This is a genomic window from Serratia sp. TSA_198.1 (assembly GCF_052686505.1).
In genome coordinates, this window is record NZ_JBQZFP010000001.1 from 2034412 (window position 1) to 2053587 (window position 19176).

Annotated in this window: 14 protein-coding genes; 4 read left to right on the plus strand and 10 right to left on the minus strand. The window is 54.7% G+C overall.

Going from position 1 to position 19176, the window contains the following annotated elements; genetic code table 11:
• Window positions 1–146: 146 nt before the first annotated feature.
• Both pgm and seqA read right to left on the minus strand, forming a co-directional pair.
• Window positions 147–1790, minus strand: a complete 1644-nt coding sequence (gene pgm, locus ACUTSW_RS09755; protein WP_311993576.1) for a phosphoglucomutase (alpha-D-glucose-1,6-bisphosphate-dependent) — start codon at window positions 1788–1790, stop codon at window positions 147–149.
• A 77-nt stretch (window positions 1791–1867) separates the two neighbouring features.
• A complete protein-coding gene (gene seqA / locus ACUTSW_RS09760; RefSeq protein ID WP_013811904.1) occupies window positions 1868–2407 on the minus strand; it encodes a replication initiation negative regulator SeqA in 540 nt (179 codons plus the stop codon).
• Between the two features lie 284 nt (window positions 2408–2691).
• Here seqA and ybfF point away from each other — a divergent pair, with 284 nt between their 5' ends.
• The 4 genes from ybfF to fur all read left to right on the plus strand — a co-directional run bounded on the left by ybfF (window position 2692) and on the right by fur (window position 5547).
• Window positions 2692–3465, plus strand: a complete 774-nt coding sequence (gene ybfF, locus ACUTSW_RS09765; protein ID WP_445584282.1) for an esterase — start codon at window positions 2692–2694, stop codon at window positions 3463–3465.
• Window positions 3466–3721: 256 nt separating this feature from the next.
• Window positions 3722–4009, plus strand: a complete 288-nt coding sequence (gene ybfE, locus ACUTSW_RS09770) for a LexA regulated protein (RefSeq protein ID WP_004949692.1) — start codon at window positions 3722–3724, stop codon at window positions 4007–4009.
• A 229-nt stretch (window positions 4010–4238) separates the two neighbouring features.
• Window positions 4239–4778, plus strand: coding sequence for a flavodoxin FldA (gene fldA, locus ACUTSW_RS09775; RefSeq protein WP_004949690.1), 540 nt, complete (start codon window positions 4239–4241; stop codon window positions 4776–4778).
• Between the two features lie 322 nt (window positions 4779–5100).
• Window positions 5101–5547 (plus strand): ferric iron uptake transcriptional regulator, encoded by a 447-nt coding sequence (gene fur / locus ACUTSW_RS09780; RefSeq protein ID WP_004949689.1) that lies wholly within the window; start codon window positions 5101–5103, stop codon window positions 5545–5547.
• Between the two features lie 205 nt (window positions 5548–5752).
• On the opposite strand, the gene ACUTSW_RS09785 is transcribed toward fur, so the two are convergent.
• The 8 genes from ACUTSW_RS09785 to nagE form a co-directional block, all read right to left on the minus strand.
• Window positions 5753–7714, minus strand: a complete 1962-nt coding sequence (locus ACUTSW_RS09785) for a glycosyltransferase (protein WP_445584283.1) — start codon at window positions 7712–7714, stop codon at window positions 5753–5755.
• A gap of 2 nt (window positions 7715–7716) precedes the next feature.
• Window positions 7717–8748: a UDP-glucose 4-epimerase GalE gene (gene galE / locus ACUTSW_RS09790; protein ID WP_445584465.1), complete on the minus strand. Its 1032-nt coding sequence runs from the start codon at window positions 8746–8748 to the stop codon at window positions 7717–7719.
• Between the two features lie 48 nt (window positions 8749–8796).
• A complete protein-coding gene (locus ACUTSW_RS09795; protein WP_445584284.1) occupies window positions 8797–9951 on the minus strand; it encodes a sugar efflux transporter in 1155 nt (384 codons plus the stop codon).
• Between the two features lie 71 nt (window positions 9952–10022).
• Window positions 10023–12680 (minus strand): beta-N-acetylhexosaminidase, encoded by a 2658-nt coding sequence (locus ACUTSW_RS09800; protein ID WP_445584285.1) that lies wholly within the window; start codon window positions 12678–12680, stop codon window positions 10023–10025.
• A gap of 18 nt (window positions 12681–12698) precedes the next feature.
• Window positions 12699–13025 (minus strand): ChiQ/YbfN family lipoprotein, encoded by a 327-nt coding sequence (gene chiQ / locus ACUTSW_RS09805; protein ID WP_063202542.1) that lies wholly within the window; start codon window positions 13023–13025, stop codon window positions 12699–12701.
• A 48-nt stretch (window positions 13026–13073) separates the two neighbouring features.
• Complete coding sequence (gene chiP / locus ACUTSW_RS09810; RefSeq protein ID WP_006324091.1) at window positions 13074–14477, minus strand: chitoporin ChiP; 1404 nt, start codon at window positions 14475–14477, stop codon at window positions 13074–13076.
• Window positions 14478–15054: 577 nt separating this feature from the next.
• Window positions 15055–16719 (minus strand): glutamine--tRNA ligase, encoded by a 1665-nt coding sequence (glnS, locus tag ACUTSW_RS09815; protein WP_004949671.1) that lies wholly within the window; start codon window positions 16717–16719, stop codon window positions 15055–15057.
• 241 nt (window positions 16720–16960) lie between these two features.
• Window positions 16961–18997, minus strand: a complete 2037-nt coding sequence (gene nagE, locus ACUTSW_RS09820) for an N-acetylglucosamine-specific PTS transporter subunit IIBC (RefSeq protein WP_445584286.1) — start codon at window positions 18995–18997, stop codon at window positions 16961–16963.
• Window positions 18998–19176 lie beyond the last annotated feature (179 nt).

Sequence of the window (19176 nt, forward strand, 5' to 3'; positions counted from 1 at the left end):
TTAGATATATCTAACTCACTTCGATATATCTAATCTAGATCGATATATCGAAATGTGCAACGGCTCTTTGTAAATAGATATATCTAAATTGCAGGCATAAAAAAAGCGCTGTAAAAACAGCGCTTTTCATCAGGAAAAAGAAGAGATTATTTGGCGGAGGCCAGCACTTCGCTGACGATCTCTACCGCTTCATGCTCGATCTTTTCGCGGTGCTCGGCACCCAGGAAGCTTTCGCAATAGATTTTGTAGGCTTCTTCGGTACCTGAAGGACGCGCGGCAAACCAGCCGTTGTCGGTCATCACTTTCAGGCCGCCGATGGAGGCGCCGTTGCCTGGAGCCGCCGTCAGACGAGCGGTGATCGGGTCACCCGCTAACGTGTTGGCCTTGACCATTTCCGGCGACAGCTTGGCCAATGCGGCTTTCTGCGCATGGGTAGCCGGTGCCTGAATACGGTTATAGCTCGGTGCGCCGAAACGCTTGGCCAGATCTTCGTAATGATTCTGTGGGTTTTCGCCAGTCACTGCGGTGATTTCCGCCGCCAGCAGGCACATGATGATGCCGTCTTTGTCGGTCGACCACGGGGTGCCATTGAAACGCAGGAACGAAGCCCCGGCGCTCTCTTCGCCGCCAAAACCGAAGCTGCCGTCGAACAGACCGTCAACAAACCATTTGAAACCGACCGGCACTTCCACCAGTTTGCGGCCCAGATCGGCCACTACACGGTCAATCATCGCGCTGGAAACCAGCGTTTTACCCACGGCCACATCCGCGCCCCACTGCGGGCGATGCTGGAACAGGTAGTTGATGGCAACGGCCAGATAGTGGTTCGGGTTCATCAGGCCTTTAGGCGTGACGATGCCGTGGCGATCGTAGTCCGGGTCATTGGCGAACGCCAGATCGAACTTGTCGCGCAACGCCAGCAGGCCGGCCATCGCAGATTCCGACGAGCAGTCCATGCGGATAATGCCGTCGTGGTCCAGGTGCATAAAGCGGAAGGTCTGATCGATAGAGTCGTTGACCAACGTCAGATCCAGCTTGTAGTGCTCGGCAATGCGCTGCCAGTAGGCAATGCCGGAGCCGCCCAGCGGATCAACCCCCAGCTTAAGGCCGGCACGCTGAATGGCGGGCATGTCAACCACGTCCACCAGCCCTTCCACATAAGGTTGTACCAAATCCTGCGCGTGCAGATGACCGCTGTTCCAGGCTTTGTCCAGCGACTGGCGCTGAACGCCTTTCAGCTGTTGCGCCAGCAGCTCGTTGGCGCGCTTTTCAATCACCGAGGTCAGGTTGGTGTCGGCCGGGCCGCCGTTGGTCGGGTTATACTTGATGCCGCCGTCTTCAGGTGGGTTGTGCGAAGGGGTAATGACGATGCCGTCGGCCAGCGCCCCGCCGTTGCGGTTGTGGCACAAAATGGCATGAGATATCGCAGGGGTTGGCGTAAAGCCGTTATTTTCCTGCACGATCACGTCTACGCCATTGGCGGTCAGGACTTCCAGCACAGAAATGAAAGCCGGTTCCGACAGCGCGTGGGTGTCTTTACCGACGTAGCAAGGGCCGGTAACCCCTTGCTGGCGACGCACTTCGGCAATCGCCTGAGCGATAGCGAGGATATGGGCTTCATTGAAGCTGTGGCGCAGGGCGCTGCCGCGATGCCCTGAAGTACCGAACTTCACCGCGTGTGCGGCGTTGCCCGCTTCCGGCTGCAGTACATAGTACTGCGACGTCAGCTGGGCCACGTTGATCAAATCGCTTTGCTGAGCCGGCTGCCCGGCACGTGGGTTATTCGCCATCGACATATCTCCCTATTCCCTGTCCGGCAACCGGGCAATATGTCGCTCACGGCCACCATGACGGGCTGTTCGCTAAATTAGATAGTGCCGCAAACTTTATCTGTCAGTTCCGCAGGGAACTGCATAGCCTGCATGATGTGTTCAACCATGCTGCGTTTACGACCGGTGTTGGTATTGGTGATCACCCAGTAAGGCGTCCCCGGAACGTGCTTTGGCTTGGTATGCGTTCCGTTCGCCAGCAGGGTTTGTTGATCGCCGGCAAAATAGGTGCGGGTACGACCATGCAATGCATCGGTAGCTGCGGCAAAGCCCGCCGCATCGAGGGTATACAGGGTCGAAAGAACCAGCATGAAACGATTCACAGCTCTGCTCTGCTCGGCATATTCGTCCGACAGCAGCAGCTCGCGTACCGCGCGCACACGATCGCGAGGACGCTGCGCGGCGACGACTTTTTCCTGCTCGGCGCTCTGAGCACTGGCGGCAGGCACGGCGCGCAATGGCTGGCCTGCGGTAAACTTCAACATACGGCGCAAAATATCGGACGCGCTCTCACCAATATGTTGCGTGTGGCTGGCAATATAACGGTAAAGCTCTTCGTCGACTTCAATAGTTTTCATCTTTATCCAGTACTGTTTTTTTCTACTTAGAACCTGAAGCCAGATCCTGCATTCAAGCCATGGGATTATAAGGTTAAAAGCGCAAGGGCGAACACAACTATGTGCCTGCGGGCGGAAAAAGCAGACTAATACCTATAGCCGGCGCTGCCAAGCCCGAAACGAGAAAAATCCGTGTTATCCCCTATGGATTTCAAGTTTCCGCTAACCACGCTGCTGCCTGAAAGGCGACGGGTATATTCGTCGTGTGTTTTAATCATGATACCCTAATCTGAATCTCTCTCAGTATGAACTTCGCCATGAAATTACATTATCAACTACTGGCCACCGACTCCGCCGCCCTGCCGGTCGTGCTGATCCACGGGCTGTTCGGCAATCTGGACAACCTGGGCGTGCTGGCGCGCGATCTGAATCAACAGCACAGCGTGATTAAAGTCGATCTGCGTAACCACGGCCTTTCGCCGCGTTCTGCGGTAATGACCTATCCGGAAATGGCGCAGGACCTGCTGGCGCTGCTCGATGAGTTGCAGTTGGAGAAGGCGATTGTGATCGGCCACTCTATGGGCGGCAAAGCGGCAATGGCGCTGACGGCGATCGCCCCAGAACGGGTTGAAAAGCTCATTGTTATCGACGTGGCGCCAGTGGATTACCGCACTCGTCGCCACGACGAGATTTTCGCCGCCTTAAAAGCGGTGAGTGCGACCGGCATCACCCAACGCCAGCAGGCCGCGGAGTTGATGCGCAGCTACCTGCAAGAAGAAGGCGTGATCCAGTTCCTGTTGAAATCCTTTCATCAGGGCGAGTGGCGCTTTAACCTGCCGGTACTGATAGACCAATACGAAAACGTCACCGGCTGGCAGGACGTCCCCGCATGGCCGCACCCGACGCTGTTTATCCGCGGCGGCCTGTCGCCCTATGTGCAGGACAGCTACCGTGAAGATATCGCGCGTCAGTTCCCGCAGGCGCGAGCGCACGTGGTTGCCGGCACAGGCCACTGGGTTCACGCGGAAAAACCGGAGGCGGTACTGCGCGCCATCCACCGTTTTCTCGACGAAGCCTGAATAAAAACTGCCCTCTGGCGAAAAAACGCGCTAAAGATAACGGCTTAGCGCGTTTTCGGCTCAGTTAAACATTGTCGTTGCTCTATCTGCTGGGGTAATATGGCGCGCTATAATTTTGCCGCCCTGCTCAGCGTGTTCAGTAACGCCAGGCTGGGGGTAAATTTGGGTTAGGGTTTATTGGCCCGAAGTGTGTTAACCGAACCGTCCGGAAGCGTATACGCTTTTTGATGCAAACTCCCTTGCAGTACCGCTACCTATGGCAAAAGAACAAACGGATCGCACGACGCTGGATCTGTTCGCAGATGAACGCCGTCCGGGGCGCCCGAAAACCAACCCGCTATCCCGAGATGAACAGCTTAGAATCAATAAGCGTAATCAGCTTCGACGCGATAAAGTCCGTGGCTTACGGCGTGTGGAACTGAAAATCAACGCGGATGCGGTGGACGCCCTGAACAAACTGGCGGAACAGCGCAATATCAGCCGCAGCGAGCTTATTGAGCAAATGCTGCTGGCACAACTGGCGGATGAACAGCCGGAACATTGATCTTTGCAGCCGCACATGCGGCGCGGTGTTATGGATGACACCGATCAACACCGTTTTATTCCTCCCGGCATCGCATAAACGCGATAAAACCCCGGGGTAAATCTCTGGCATGATACGCACTTACCGGTAAGAGGCAGCTTCTTGCCATGTCATCATTTTAATCGGTGTTATCGCGTTCAACGCTAACATCGTGCAATGCAATTAATTGAATTTAAAGGTTATACGCGATATGGCTAATGTAGGCATTTTCTTTGGCAGCGACACTGGCAATACCGAAAACATTGCCAAGATGATCCAGAAAATTCTTCAGCAGCAGTTTGGCAAAGAGGTATCGGAAATCCGCGACATCGCCAAAAGCAGCAAAGAGGATCTGGAAGCTTTCGACATTCTGCTGTTGGGTATTCCTACCTGGTACTACGGCGAAGCCCAGTGCGATTGGGATGACTTCTTCCCAACGCTGGAAGAAATCGATTTCAACGGCAAGCTGGTTGCGCTGTTCGGTTGTGGCGATCAGGAAGACTATGCGGAATATTTCTGTGATGCGATGGGCACCATCCGCGACATCATCGAGCCACGCGGCGCCGCGATTGTAGGCCACTGGCCGACCAAGGGTTACCACTTCGAAGCATCGAAAGGTTTGGCGGATGACAATTTCTTCATCGGCCTGGCGATTGACGAAGATCGTCAACCGGAATTGACCAACGAACGCGTCGCAGCCTGGGTGAAGCAGATCAGCGAAGAACTGAGCCTGGCCGATATCGTCGGCTAACCCTCAAAGGTTGAACAAAAGCCCTGCAAAGTGCATAGTGTTGCCAGCAGGGCCGTTCATCGGCAGCACGGATTTCTGCAATAGAAGCTACATGTTTGTAACTTCCCACATCGTCAAGGTAGACTGAGATATCGGTTTATCCCATCCATCAAGACGTTGCGTGTGTAACATGCAATTGTGCCATGATATCTTTGTTAACAACCGGCGGTTTCCATTTAGGGCAACCGGTTCTATAATGACACGCAATTAACTCTTTGTGCCGACCGATGCCACAGGCAAGAATGCCTCAACTTGATTAGCATAGTAACAGGACTGAATCCGCATGACTGACAACAACACCGCATTGAAGAAGGCCGGCCTAAAAGTCACGCTTCCGCGACTCAAAATCCTGGAAGTACTGCAAAATCCGGAATGCCATCACGTCAGTGCGGAAGATTTGTACAAAAAACTGATCGACATGGGCGAAGAAATTGGCCTGGCGACGGTTTACCGCGTACTGAACCAGTTTGATGATGCCGGGATTGTGACCCGTCACAACTTCGAAGGCGGCAAGTCCGTGTTCGAATTGACCCAACAGCATCACCACGATCACCTGATTTGCCTGGATTGCGGCAAAGTGATCGAATTCAGCGATGAGTCTATCGAAGTGCGTCAGCGTGATATCGCCAAGCAGCACGGCATCAAGCTCACCAACCATAGCCTCTACCTGTATGGTCACTGTGAAATCGGTGATTGCCGTGAAGACGACACCTTGCACGACAAAAAATAATGCCCTGACCGGCATTGAGAACCGCCTTAACGGCGGTTTTTTTATGCCTCCAGATCAGGGCAAAAAAATCCCCGGACAGGCCCGGGGAAAATCACATCAGAAAGACAACAATTGCAGCGGCACTTCTCCACGGTACTTCTCTCACTTCCCACTGACGCTCACGTCACCGTCAACTCACCCGCCGACACGCGGATGGGCAAACTCGTCACAATGCATATTCAAGAAACAGCAGCCGATCGAAGAAAATTGGCCAGGCATAGTCGAAAACGCCGCGAACGCGGAACCCTTTATTCAGGTAGATTTGGCAGGCATCGCTGCTTTGCCATACGCACAGCACAATATGTTTCGCCCGGCGCTGCTGCGCCTGCTGCTTAATCAGGGCAAACAGGGGGTTAAAATGACCCTGTCCGCGGAATCGGCTCTCAATGGCCAGACTGCAGACAAAGTAATCGTCCGCACCGCACTGGCTGTGCACAAAATCGTCGTAGGCCTCATCAAGCGGCTTTATTTCATCGCGATATAGATAGCTCGCCTCAACGCCATACAACTCGTCGAGACTCGCCGCAGTGAAAAATCCGATAAACGCCCCGCACCGATCGTAAGCCAGGGTAATCAGGTCCAGATAGGGGTCGATATTTTGCGCCTGCTGCAGCGATACCAGATCCATCCCGGCCGGGTTGCCGGCAGAGCAGTATTCCAGGTAGCTGGTGGCAAAAAGCAGCTTCGCCATGCGGATCCTGTCCGCTTCGCCAGCTTGCCGCCCCGGCAGAAAATGCAGCCCGCCCTGCGCTAGCGGCAATGCCGCATCGCCCGCTCCGACGGTTAACCGCCAGTAATTGCCCTCGTCGATCTGCCGCCGGTTATCGGCTATCAAATACTCGCCAAAAAGCTGGTTCACCCGATCCAGCGCGCGGTCATGGGACAGCACCGAATAGTAATGGTAGTGATCGATATCGGACCTTATCTGCGCCGGGTAGGCCATGCGCGGCACTTCATCGACGGTAAATATTTCCGCATGGCGCGCCAGATCCGTCGGTTGCTCAAGCTGCCAATCCACCTGCTCCAGCCGGCTTATACACTGTCGATAGCTGCGCAGTTCCTCCTCCCCGAGCGGCAACGTCTCATTGGTTAGCACATCCTCCAACAGGCGCATGCCGCGGATACCACAGGTCACCGCCTGCGGAACAGCGTCATAATGAACCCCATGATCCTTGCAGAAACGATCGTGGCTAAGGACAGTCCTGCCGATGTGGCGGCACCACAACAGATAAAACGCGTCGAACAGCCTTCTTTCATAAAGAGGGTTTTTATCCGGCACGTCACCGCTTTGCGCCGCATAGATCTGATCCAGACCCGCCAATATTTTGCACAGCGACCTATCGCCGCTGCGGCCAATGATCATCCCGGTTTCATCCAGAAACAAATTCAACCCGCTGACGTGGCTGACCTCGCCATTGGGCAGAAACTGAAGGTAATCCGGCACTTCGGGTTTCAGCAGGAAAAACGTCGCCGAACGGTGCGGAAGAGTGTCGATATCCATATACATTCCGCCCATTTCAATCAGGATCAAAAAGCGAAAGTAGTCAGAAAGCGTGGCGTAATAGCGCTTATCATGGAGCGCGTGGATAAAATCCAGGTTGCCGCCGAGCCTTTTTTGCGCCAGTTCGCTCAGCGAATGCACCTGCAACCGGTGGTTGCCGGCATCGAACTCCCCCAGCAGACCGCCTTTCACTTCCGAAGCTGGGGAAAAGTACGCCTCATTTTTGAGTTGCCGCGCATCCCATACCCACAACATCCCGACCCATTCGTCGGCGATTGTGTTGCGAACAGCCTGCTGCGCATCTCCCCATTGGGAAATAACCTCTCTGGCATCGTCGGGAATCGCCCCGCCCAGCCAAATGCGGTGCAGCAATTTTTCCTGCGCGGCCAGCGGACGAGTAGGAACGCAGAACAACGAGGAACACTGCGCGGCATCGAATAAACGCCCTTGCTCAACCAGCCACGCCCGCAGCTGGCTGACCCCACGCCGGTACTGTTCCAGCAACGCCGGGGAACGCTGGCGCTGAGATTTCACGAACGCTAACTTCAGGTTATTAATCCAGGCCTCATAGTCGGCACGAAACAGCTCATGCTGCATCAATCCCAAATGCTCGTCATCAAGCTTCATCGTCAGCCTCCCAGCAGCGGTGTGCAATGGCCGTATCCCTGTGGATTCTTGCTCTGCCAATGCCAGGCGTCGCGAACCATTTTTTCCAGGCTTCTTTTGGCTTTCCAGCCTAATTTTTCCGCCGCCAGCGTCGGATCAGACCAACACTCGGCAATATCTCCTGCACGGCGCGGGTTAATTTGATAGGCGATTTTAAATCCGCAGGCGCGCTCAAATGCCTGGATAATCTCCAGCACCGAATAGCCTTTGCCGGTGCCCAGGTTATACACGTTAAAACCCGGTCGCAGATTATCCAGCGCTTTCAAATGCCCTTCGGCCAGATCCATAACGTGAATATAATCACGTACCCCGGTGCCATCGCTGGTGGGATAGTCGTTGCCATACACCGGCAACACCGCAAGTTTGCCAATAGCCACCTGTGCCAGATAAGCCAGAAGATTATTGGGAATGCCTGCGGGATCTTCACCGATCAAACCAGACTCGTGCGCCCCGGCCGGGTTAAAATAACGTAGCGCGGTGATCGCCATCTGCGGTGCGGTTCTGGCAAACTCCGCCAAAATCTGTTCCACAATAAACTTGGAGGTGCCATAAGGATTCGTCGTCTGCCCGACGCGGCAACTCTCCGTGAGCGGGGTATATTCCGCCGGCCCGTAAACGGTGGCGGAAGAGCTGAAAATAAATTTCCGAACACCGGCATGGCGCATTCTGTCCAGCACGATCAGCGAGCCGGAAATGTTATTTTGATAATATTTCAGCGGCTCCTCGGTAGATTCTCGAACCGACTTCAACCCGGCGAGATGAATAACCGCCTGAATATCATGCTGGCGAAAGAGGTGATCCAGTAAATGGTGTTCTTGAATATCCCCTTGATAGAAAATCACTTTTTTACCGGTCAGCCTCTCTACCCGAAACAGCGACTCCGGCGAACTGTTGGACAAATTGTCCAACACGACAACCTCCTCTCCCCTTTCCAGCAATGCCAATACCGTATGCGAACCGATATAACCGGCACCACCCGTCACTAATATAGCCATCATGTATCCTTGTTTGTGTTTAAAAATAAACGACTCACTCAGAAACTACTAAACTTCCCGGACTTTCCCCCCCACGGGCAAAGCAATTAAAAGCAGTACTACGGCTAACAAATAAACGGAGAAGTGCGGCCCATATTCGGTCAGAAAACCTTGTAATATTCCGGCCAGGATCACGCCGGTTGAAATACTGTTGGTAAACAACGTGGTGGCCATTCCTGCACGATCCGGCATCAGATCCTGAAAATACAACATGCCGACGGTGGCGATAATGCCGATAAATATCGCGTTAAACACCTGTAAAACCAGTAATCCGCCGGCCGAGGTACACCACAACATGCCGGCGTAAAACACAATGCCGGCCACCATGGCACCCGCCATCATCGGGCGTTTGCCTATTGTGTTCACATAACGCCCGGCCAGAATCATGATCGGGATCTCGACTCCGGCGGCAAGCCCCATGATCCAACCGGTCAGGCTATGCGGCAAGCCCAGCCCGGCTGTGATATACAGCGGCACGTCGATCAAATACATGGCGCTGCAGGTCCACATCAATACCGAGGCGCAAAACAACAGGCCAACGTCTTTATCGAAGGCCCCTTTTTGCCGCAGCGGCGGAGCAATACCGACGCAGCCCTCTTCGGCTAGCACCACCCCGGGCAATATCCGCCAGGCCAGCAGCGTGACCAACAGGAATATCCCAGCGGCAAACATAAACATGGCCGTAAAGCCGTAATTCACCACCAGCATAAAAGCCAATGGCGGACCAAAGACCCAGGCAAGCGAAAGCTGGGCGCGCATCATTGCGCTGAACATCGCCACGTTATGCGACGTTTTCTCTCCATATTCACGCGCCAGGGCAAATAATTGCGGTATCGCCGTATTGGCGATAGCGGTTAACAACACACCTGCCGTAATTAACGTCAAATAATTGCGGTTAAACGCAAACAGCAGGCAGTTGCCCGCAGCCAATAAATAACAGATTAAAATCAGATTGCGCCGATCACGCAGGCGATCAGATTTTTTTGCCAGCAAGAAACTGACCACAATGCCCGTGCCGGCGTTAACCGCGTAAAAAAGCCCGACCCATAACGACGTGACCTGCACTTCAGTAGTAAGAAACAGGCTCAGCGTCGGTATTTGCAGTGCGCCGGCAATACCGGAGCAAAAAGCGACTACCAGAAACGTCAGCCGTATCGAATTCATGATTGATTACCGCCGAACGCTACCGTTGAAAAAAATGGCCCGCCTGCAATCAGACGGGCCACGGTTAAGGCTTACACTTTCTCTGCACGGCTATAACGCTTGCCATCCGGGCTTACCGCCCGAATCTGCACTTCGCCGGCTACCGCAGGTTTGGCTTTGGCGTCATAACGCTGCCACTGTTTGCCGCCATCGATGGAATACTCAATGCCCAAGCCCGGCAGCGAGATATTGGCTTCCAGCTTGCCGCCCACCACACGGGCGCCCGGCACCGGCAAGCGATAGCTCACCCCACCCTTGTCCAACTTCGCCAACTCGCGCTGCCCCAGGATATTGGCAAAACGCAGCCAGTCCCGATCCAATTGCTTGCCGTCGACAAAATGAGTTTCCCCGCCTTTATACTCACGCCCCGCCCGGTAATCCTGTTCCCAACCGGCACGGTGCCATGCGCGTTCGGCCACCGACAATGAGCGAGGGAAAATCATATATTCCATTTGCGGATCGGTGCGTTGGGTTTCACTCCACATCTGTGCGGAGATGCCGTAAGCGCCCGGCCACGGCTTGTCGCTCTTGGCGGTAAAGTGATTGCCGTCGCGGTCAACCGAGGTTTCGGCGTTCTGCGGCAGGTTGTTCGGCGCGAAGCTGAACATTTTCCGTTCGTCGCTGAAGCGAGTCCCCCAGTAGTAGCCGCGTTCGTCCGGGTTCACCTCATACGGGAAGTCCATGTAGACGTAATCCGGGTTGGAAAGGATAACTTCGTAACCTTTGTTCGCCCAATCGTTCGCGCTATCGAAACCGCCCCAATACAAGGTATCCCAGAAATTCACCCCAACGCGTTGGGTAGCGAATGCCTTGGCGTCTTTCGCATCTTTCAGGCCATCCTGCCAAGCCTGCATTCTGTCAATGCCGTGCGCCTTCACCTGTTGGCTGACTTCCAGCCCGAAGTAGCTTGGCAGGTGCTCCATATCGGCCACTTTGCCTTCTTTAATCATCGCTTGGCACACCTGAGATTTCGCCCAAGGTTTGTCTTCCTTGCTCTGATCGATGATGCCTTTGCCCGCCTCCGGCTTGGTCAGATTGGTATAGCCCGCGCCCAAGCGAATGTTTTTCGCCTCATCGCCGCCAAAGTGCCAGGTGTGCAGCGGCTGCCCGGCCTCTTTGTGCATCTGGGCAATCTCGCCGATCACCTTGTCGACAAAGCGCTTGGATGAGTCCAGGCACGGATTCAGGTAGCTCTGTCGGTTAAAGTACTGCACCGAAGTGGTGTTCGAGGTATCGGTCGGGTCCACCAGACGGAACTCGTCGGCCTCTTTCTCTTTCCCGGCGGCATGCAGTTTTTTGTAGCGCGCCTCCATCGAAACCACCGCCGCACGGGCATGCGCCGGCATATCGATTTCCGGGATCACCTCAATCTGGCGCGCCTGGGCGTATTTGATAATGTCGATGTAATCCTGGCGCGAGAAGAACCCACCATACACGTCGGGCCCCTGACCGTATTGCGGCAGCAGACAGGTGGTTTCGCTCAGGTCGTGACAACGTTGTCCCCCTACTTCGGTCAACTCAGGCAGGCCCGGGATCTCGATGCGCCAGCCTTCGTCATCGCTCAGGTGGAAGTGGAATTTATTGAGTTTGTAAGCCGCCATCTGATCGAGCAAACGCAGCACCGCATCCTTCTGGTGGAAGTTGCGCGCGACGTCGAGGAAAATGCCGCGATACTGGAAGCGCGGCGCATCTTTAGCGTCCAGCGTGGCAATATTGGCGCTGCCGTCTGTCGGGACAAGCGACAAAATAGACTGCAGGCCATAGAACACCCCGGCCTGATCGAAGCCGATGACCCGCGCTTCCTTGTTGCCAATCTTCAGCTCATAAGCGCCCGGCACCGCCAGCTCACCTTTAAATTTACCTGGCTGGATATCGGTTTTTATTGGGTAGCCGCCCGCGTTATCGGTCACCCCCAGCAGCGCAAAGCGTTCAGCCGCCGCGTCGGCAGCGGGCTTGCTCAACGCGCTCAGTTCAAGCGCCACGCCTTTGCTCAGATCCACATCCTGCGGGTGCACTTTCACTTCCAGCGGCGTCGGCACGATTTGGCCACGCAGCGACGCTGCCGGTAAGGTTTTCAATTCGGCGTTTTTAGTGAAGCGAGAGGCCGGCGTCATCAGGATATTGTTGTCATCCTTGGTGCGCTTCCACTGGTCGCCACTAAAGGGCGCAACGAACTGATTCAGATCTTCGGTATCGGTATTAACCAGAACTTTTGGCTTGGCATCGCCGGAGGTCGCGTACCAGCGCGGCACGAAGTCGGTTTTAAACAGCTGCCAGTATTCCGCAATAATCGGAATTTCCACCGCTTTACCGGCCGGGAACCCGGTAAATTTATCGGTCGGTTCCAGTTTGTACAGATCCCCGGTCAAATGAGAGACCCTAAACTGGTCGTTATCCACTCTCATGGTCTGGCGGGCACTGTGAAAATAAATCGCCCAGTCTTGGCCTTTAATGTCCTGATTATCGTTGGTCAGGCTGATCACGACTTTATTGCAGGCCGCCCAGTCGGCACCCAACTTGCCACAATCCAGGCCGCTGTCGGCCGCGCGGTTGTCCACCATCTTTAAATTCAGTTTTAACTGGCTCAGTTGATCCACCAGTTGTTGATCGGCCATTGCGTTCCCCACGCCGCCAAACAATCCAACGGTCGCCGTCAGGGCAGCAAGCGCGTTCAATTTAAATTTGTTCATCGTTAACATCATCCTTAATTAATTGTTATTTTCGCGGATCTCTTTCCAAATCTTGCCGCATTTGGCGTCGTAAGCCTGGCCGTTACCGCTGTGGGCTGCCTGAATGCAGCTTTGATAATCCATCACGCGCACCGTTTCCTGCGCGGCAAACTGTTGGTGCTGCTTTTCTTGCCGCAGCACGTTCAGCACCGCCTGGCACGACTGCAGTTTTTCCGGCGAACCTTCCGCAGTGTTAATGCAGGCGCTGTACGCCTGTTTCAATTTGGTATCTTCCGGCGGTGCGGCGGGCTGCACACAGGCATTCAACGTGACCACAGCGGCCAACGTCAGCATCATTTTTTTCATCGTTATATTCCCTTTTAAGCATCCCCGGCGTCACCGCCGGGGAAGGCATCAGAAGATGGTGAATGGCGCGATAACCATGAATTTGACGTCTTTCTCATCCTGGAAGATGTTGCCGTAACCGCCGCTCCAGCTTGGGATATTGGTGTGATTGTCGTACTGGGTGTAATGCAGTTTCAGCAAGGTGCCTTTGGCACGGCCTTCCTGAACGGTGTACATGGCGTCCAGACTCCAGGCGCTCTCTTTCAGGCGCTGACTCTGATCGTAGATCGGGTTAGTGCTTGGTTTGGCATCCCAGGCATACACGTAAGAACCGCCCACTGCCATGCCCGGAAGATTCCAGTTGCTCAGGTCGTACATCACGCCGGCATAAACGGCTTTCTCGCCGTTGGCGTTGAAGTCGGAGCGGTTATCCCACCACACGTCGAGGCGGCCGTTGGAGGAGGCGTAGGTTGGCGTCATACGCTGCAGGAAGAAGCCCTGATTGCCTTCGGCTTTCACCATGGTGCCTTCCAGCCGCCAGTTGAACTGACCGGTGGTGTAGCCGAAGGTCAACGCCTGCAGCCAGGCCAGGCCGTCGTAAATGCTGTTAGCATCGTTTTTGTCACTGATGCGGTCTTCCGCACCGTAGAACTGGTAGCTGGTGGTTAACGGGTTGCCCAACAGATCGAACTTATAAGACGCCTTGGTGAAGTATTGGTTTACATAGCCCTGGGCCTGACCGAACGCCGCTTCCAGCACCAAATCATTTTTGAAGTCGTACTTGGCGCCTAATGAGTGCAGGTAAGACACGCCGGTTTTTTTATCGTTTTGGCGGAAGTCGTCCATCTCGATATGCCATGGCGCCTTGTATTTGTTGGTCCACATGTAGGAGAAGCTCAACGCGCCGGCATCGCCGTAGTCAAACTTGGCGCCGGCCTCGGCCCCCTGATAGGTGCCAGGCATAAAACTCCAGTGCGGCGCCAGCAGCGTCTGACCGCTTGGCTGGATATAACCGGCACGCGCCCAAAGCGGGCCGTATTTGAACTTACCGGCCGCTTTATACAGGCTGATGCCGCCTTTGTCGCCGCTGTAGTCTTCATCATAGGTACGGTTTTTCGAGGAGAATGCGATTTCGTTCGGGTGGCCACTGGCACTGGACTCGGCCAGCTCAATGGCGGTGAACGCGCCCACGTCCAGACCGAACATATCCCAGGCATAGCCCGAAGCGAAATCCAGGCTCAGGTTAGCCGTCGAGTGCGACAGGTTGGTGGTGTATTTATTGTAATCGTCACTGGTCGGATTGAGATCTTTACGGTCGCGCTCACGTTGCCAGTAATAAATACCGCCGGTCAGCGTGGAATCATCGACAAACCCTGCGGCTTTCGCCTCAGGGGCCATGGCAAACCCTGTTCCCAACAGCGCACCCGCTATAGCGAGCGCCAGCGTTTTACGCTGAGCACCGTGCGTACCCATAATGAAATTCCTCTTTGACTTAACTTTAAAAGTTGCAGCCGCCCGTGTTCACCACTGCCCTGCACGACTGCCAATAAAAAACCCAATCGGGTAAAAAAATATTGCGGCGGGGTGAAATCCCCACAGCACTTATTGCTACAGACAGACTATTTTTCGCGACGCGAATTATCAAATGAAAAATGAGAGAGATTTGTCAAAGTATGACAAAGAGCACATATCGATGAGATACCGTTACGCCGCTATGCAATGAGGGTGTCGAATAAAAAATTCAATAAAATCAGAATAAATACTGATACAAGGTCAACCAGAGACGATTAATGGTTTCAGCTCAATGAAAATCGTCAGCCAGAAAGGAAACCATGAGAGCGCTCTCCAAATGACATTAATTCGCATCACGAATATATAAGATAATATTAACTGAAGGATGCTTTATATCAAGGAATTGATGATTAACCGCTGTGATGAAAGTTTTAATTCAGATTGATGAAATGAGGCATGATCGGAGGGGAAAAGAGGCAAACACCATAAAAAAAGCGCAACCGAAGTTGCGCTTTCATCCATCAGCGGTGTATCAGGCTCAGGCGTCGATTTTCGCCCAAGTGTCACGCAGGCCAACGGTGCGGTTAAACACCAGATGCTCAGCCGAAGAGTCGCGGCTGTCGGCGCAGAAATAGCCTTCACGTTCGAACTGGTGGGCTTTTTCCGGCTGTGCGGCAGCCAGGCTTGGCTCCACGAAGCCATGCTTGACGACCAGCGACTCCGGGTTGATGGTGGCGAGGAAATCCTCTGCCGCCGCCGGGTTCGGCACGTTGAACAGGCGATCGTACAGGCGGATTTCCGCCGGCAGCGCATGTGCAGCGGAGACCCAGTGGATCACGCCTTTCACCTTGCGGCCATCGGCAGGATCCTTGCTCAGCGTGTCCGCATCGTAGCTGCAGAAGATGGTGGTGATCTCACCCTCGGCATCCTTCTCAACGCGTTCAGCCTTGATCACATACGCATTGCGCAGACGCACTTCTTTGCCCAGCACCAGACGCTTGTATTGCTTGTTGGCTTCTTCGCGGAAGTCGGCGCGATCGATATAAATCTCACTGCTGAACGGCACTTCGCGGCTGCCCATTTCCGGCTTGTTCGGGTGGTTTGGCATGGTGACCATTTCCACACCTTCCGCCCGGTTCTCGATGATCACTTTCACCGGATCCAGCACGGCCATCGCACGCGGCGCGTTCTCGTTCAGATCCTCACGAATGCATGCTTCCAGCGCCACCATTTCGACGTTGTTATCCTGCTTGGTCACGCCGATGCGCTGGCAGAACTCACGGATCGACGCTGCGGTATAACCACGGCGGCGCAGACCGGAAACGGTCGGCATACGCGGGTCATCCCAGCCTTCAACGATGTTCTCGGTCACCAACTGGTTCAGCTTGCGCTTCGACATGATGGCGTACTCAAGATTGAGGCGCGAGAACTCGTACTGACGCGGATGGCAAGGGATGGTGATGTTATCCAGCACCCAGTCATACAGACGGCGGTTGTCCTGGAACTCCAGCGTACACAGCGAATGGGTGATCCCTTCCAGCGCATCGGAAATGCAGTGGGTGAAATCGTACATCGGGTAGATGCACCACTTGTTGCCGGTCTGATGGTGTTCCGCAAATTTAATGCGGTACAGCACAGGATCGCGCATCACGATGAACGGTGAAGCCATGTCGATTTTGGCTCGCAGGCAGGCAGCGCCTTCGGCAAACTCGCCCTTGCGCATTTTCTCAAACAGCGCCAGATTCTCTTCCACGCTGCGGCCGCGATACGGGCTGTCTTTGCCAGGCGCCGTCAGGCTGCCGCGATATTCGCGGATCTGCTCAGGCGACAGTTCGTCGACATAGGCCAGACCTTTGTTGATCAGCTCAACCGCATAGTGGTGCAATTGATCGAAGTAATCCGAGGAGTAACGGACGTTGCCGCTCCACTCAAAGCCCAGCCACTCTACGTCGTGCTTGATTGACTCAACGAATTCGATGTCTTCTTTTACCGGGTTGGTGTCATCGAAACGCAGGTTGCACTGCCCCTGATAATCCTGGGCGATGCCGAAGTTCAGGCAGATGGATTTGGCATGGCCAATATGCAGATAGCCATTTGGCTCCGGCGGGAAACGGGTATGTACCGACGCGTGTTTCCCTGACGCCAGATCTTCATCGACGATCTGACGGATAAAATTGGTTGGGCGGGCTTCAGCCTCACTCATTTGACTATTCCTCAATGCAAAGCGCTACACATAACCGCCTATGATCCAACAAGCCACGCCCGGAAACAACCGTTTGTTTCACGAAAAATGCGCCGCGCTGCACCGCAATAGACCACAGCACCACAACGGGGCAAATTGCGCCCATAAAAAAGCGGGAAGAGATCGCTCTCTTCCCGCCAAAGGTAGGGTGTGTTCCGTCATGACTCGTTAAACACCCTGGGTACTACTCAGGTAAAACACTTTACTTCTGGATGTCGAACAGCTTGGTCTGGCCGGCCACCACGGAACCGGTCGCCAGCGCCGCCAGACCGGCGTAGTCGTCAGAGTTGCTGACCACCACCGGGCTTATCATCGAGCGGGCATTGGCGTTCAGGAAGTCCAGATCCAGCTCAAGAATCGGCTGGCCGGCTTTCACCTCAGCGCCCTCTTCTACCAGACGTTTGAAGCCCTGACCGTTCAGCGCCACGGTGTCGATACCCATGTGCACCACGATCTCCGCGCCCTTGTCGGTTTCCAGACAGAAAGCATGGTTGGTGTTGAAGATTTTCACGATAGTGCCGTCCGCCGGCGCCACCACGGTTTTGTCGGTCGGGCGGATAGCCACGCCGTCACCCACCGCTTTGCTGGCAAAGGCTTCATCAGGAACCTGATCCAACAACACCACTTCACCGCTTACCGGTGCCACCAGCGTCTCAAAAGCCACCTTAGGCACATTAGGCACTGCTTGCGGCTTGGCTTCGGCAACAGGCGCGGCAGCCGGCACTACAGTGGCCGCTATCGGACCTGCGGCGACCACGTTGCGCATGGCACTGGCAATCAGCTCCGCACGGGTGCCGACAATCACTTGCACGCTTTGTTTGTTCAGGCGGATCACGCCGGAAGCGCCCAGACGTTTCGCCACCGCGTCGTTCACCAGCGCAGAGTCTTTCACGTTCAGACGCAGACGGGTGATACAGGCGTCGATGCCGGTCAGGTTGTCAGAACCGCCGATGGCGCCCACGTAACGGCGTGCCAGGGTAGTGGTTTCGTTTTCGTCTTTACCGCCGTCGGTACCAACGTTGACGTCATAACCGTCGGTTTCGTCACCGGCAACCGCCAGTTCGCGCCCTGGGGTCATCAGGTTGAACTTGTTGATGGTGAAGCGGAACACCACGTAGTAAATGGCGAAGAACACCAGGCCCTGCGGGATCAGCATAAACCAGTGGGTCGCCAATGGGTTACGTGACGACAGCACCATATCCACCAGACCGGCGCTGAAGCCGAAACCGGCAATCCAGTGCATGCTGGCGGCGATGTATACCGAAATACCGGTCAGTATCGCGTGGATCACATACAACACGGGAGCCACGAACATGAAGGAGAATTCCAGCGGTTCGGTGATCCCGGTAAAGAAGGCGGCAAAGGCGCCCGCCATCATGATACCCAGCACTTTGGCTTTGTTTTCCGGACGCGCGCAGTGGTAGATCGCCAGCGCCGCACCCGGCAGACCGAACATCATGATTGGGAAGAAGCCCGCCTGGTAACGGCCGGTGATGCCGACAACCGCTTTACCGGATTCGATAGACTGCTGGCCGCCGAGGAAGTTAGGGATGTCGTTAATGCCGGCCACGTCGAACCAGAATACCGAGTTCAGCGCATGATGCAGACCGACCGGGATCAGCAGACGGTTGAAGAATGCATAGATACCGGCGCCGGCAGAGCCCAGCTTCTGAATGTGTTCACCGAAGTTAACCAGGCCACCGAAGATCATCGGCCAGAGATACATCAGGATGAAGGCCACCAGGATCATCAGGAAGGAGATCAGGATAGGCACCAGACGGCGGCCGCTGAAGAACGACAACGCCTTTGGCAACTCAACGCTGCTAAAGCGGTTGTAGACTTCGGCGGAGATGATACCCACCAGAATACCGACGAACTGGTTCTCAATCTTGCCAAACGCGGCAGGCACCTGGTCGAGAGGGATCTTCTGAATCATCGACACGGCGGCCGGTGAACACAGGGTGGTTAATACCAGGAAGCCGACAAAGCCGGTCAGCGCAGCGGCGCCGTCCTTGTCTTTGGACATGCCGTAAGCCACACCGACGGCGAACAGCACCGACATGTGTTCGATAATGGCAGAGCCGGATTTAATAAAGAAAGCAGCGAGAGCGTTGGAGGCGCCCCAACCAGTAGGGTCAATCCAATACCCGACGCCCATCAAGATCGCGGCGGCGGGCAGCGTGGCAACCGGCACCATCAAGGCGCGGCCCACTTTTTGCAAATAACTAAGAATGTTCACCTTTTCCCCCTATGTTGTCCGCGGACGGACCCTATTAGTAGTTTATTTAACTCTCTCACTACCTTTTAGAAATAACGCATGGCACGTATCACTCATGCGGAGTGTAAAAAAATTATTTCGTATCGCAAATTAAAAGCTCCTTTTTTGTGATTTATATCACCAAAAAGTAGTCTTAAGCT

Coding starts and splice junctions, on each gene's coding strand:
- pgm (WP_311993576.1), bottom strand. CDS start 1,790: ATGGCGAATAACCCACGTGCCGGGCAGCCGGCTCAGCAAAGCGATTTG.
- seqA (WP_013811904.1), bottom strand. CDS start 2,407: ATGAAAACTATTGAAGTCGACGAAGAGCTTTACCGTTATATTGCCAGC.
- ybfF (WP_445584282.1), top strand. CDS start 2,692: ATGAACTTCGCCATGAAATTACATTATCAACTACTGGCCACCGACTCC.
- ybfE (WP_004949692.1), top strand. CDS start 3,722: ATGGCAAAAGAACAAACGGATCGCACGACGCTGGATCTGTTCGCAGAT.
- fldA (WP_004949690.1), top strand. CDS start 4,239: ATGGCTAATGTAGGCATTTTCTTTGGCAGCGACACTGGCAATACCGAA.
- fur (WP_004949689.1), top strand. CDS start 5,101: ATGACTGACAACAACACCGCATTGAAGAAGGCCGGCCTAAAAGTCACG.
- ACUTSW_RS09785 (WP_445584283.1), bottom strand. CDS start 7,714: ATGAAGCTTGATGACGAGCATTTGGGATTGATGCAGCATGAGCTGTTT.
- galE (WP_445584465.1), bottom strand. CDS start 8,748: ATGGCTATATTAGTGACGGGTGGTGCCGGTTATATCGGTTCGCATACG.
- ACUTSW_RS09795 (WP_445584284.1), bottom strand. CDS start 9,951: ATGAATTCGATACGGCTGACGTTTCTGGTAGTCGCTTTTTGCTCCGGT.
- ACUTSW_RS09800 (WP_445584285.1), bottom strand. CDS start 12,680: ATGAACAAATTTAAATTGAACGCGCTTGCTGCCCTGACGGCGACCGTT.
- chiQ (WP_063202542.1), bottom strand. CDS start 13,025: ATGAAAAAAATGATGCTGACGTTGGCCGCTGTGGTCACGTTGAATGCC.
- chiP (WP_006324091.1), bottom strand. CDS start 14,477: ATGGGTACGCACGGTGCTCAGCGTAAAACGCTGGCGCTCGCTATAGCG.
- glnS (WP_004949671.1), bottom strand. CDS start 16,719: ATGAGTGAGGCTGAAGCCCGCCCAACCAATTTTATCCGTCAGATCGTC.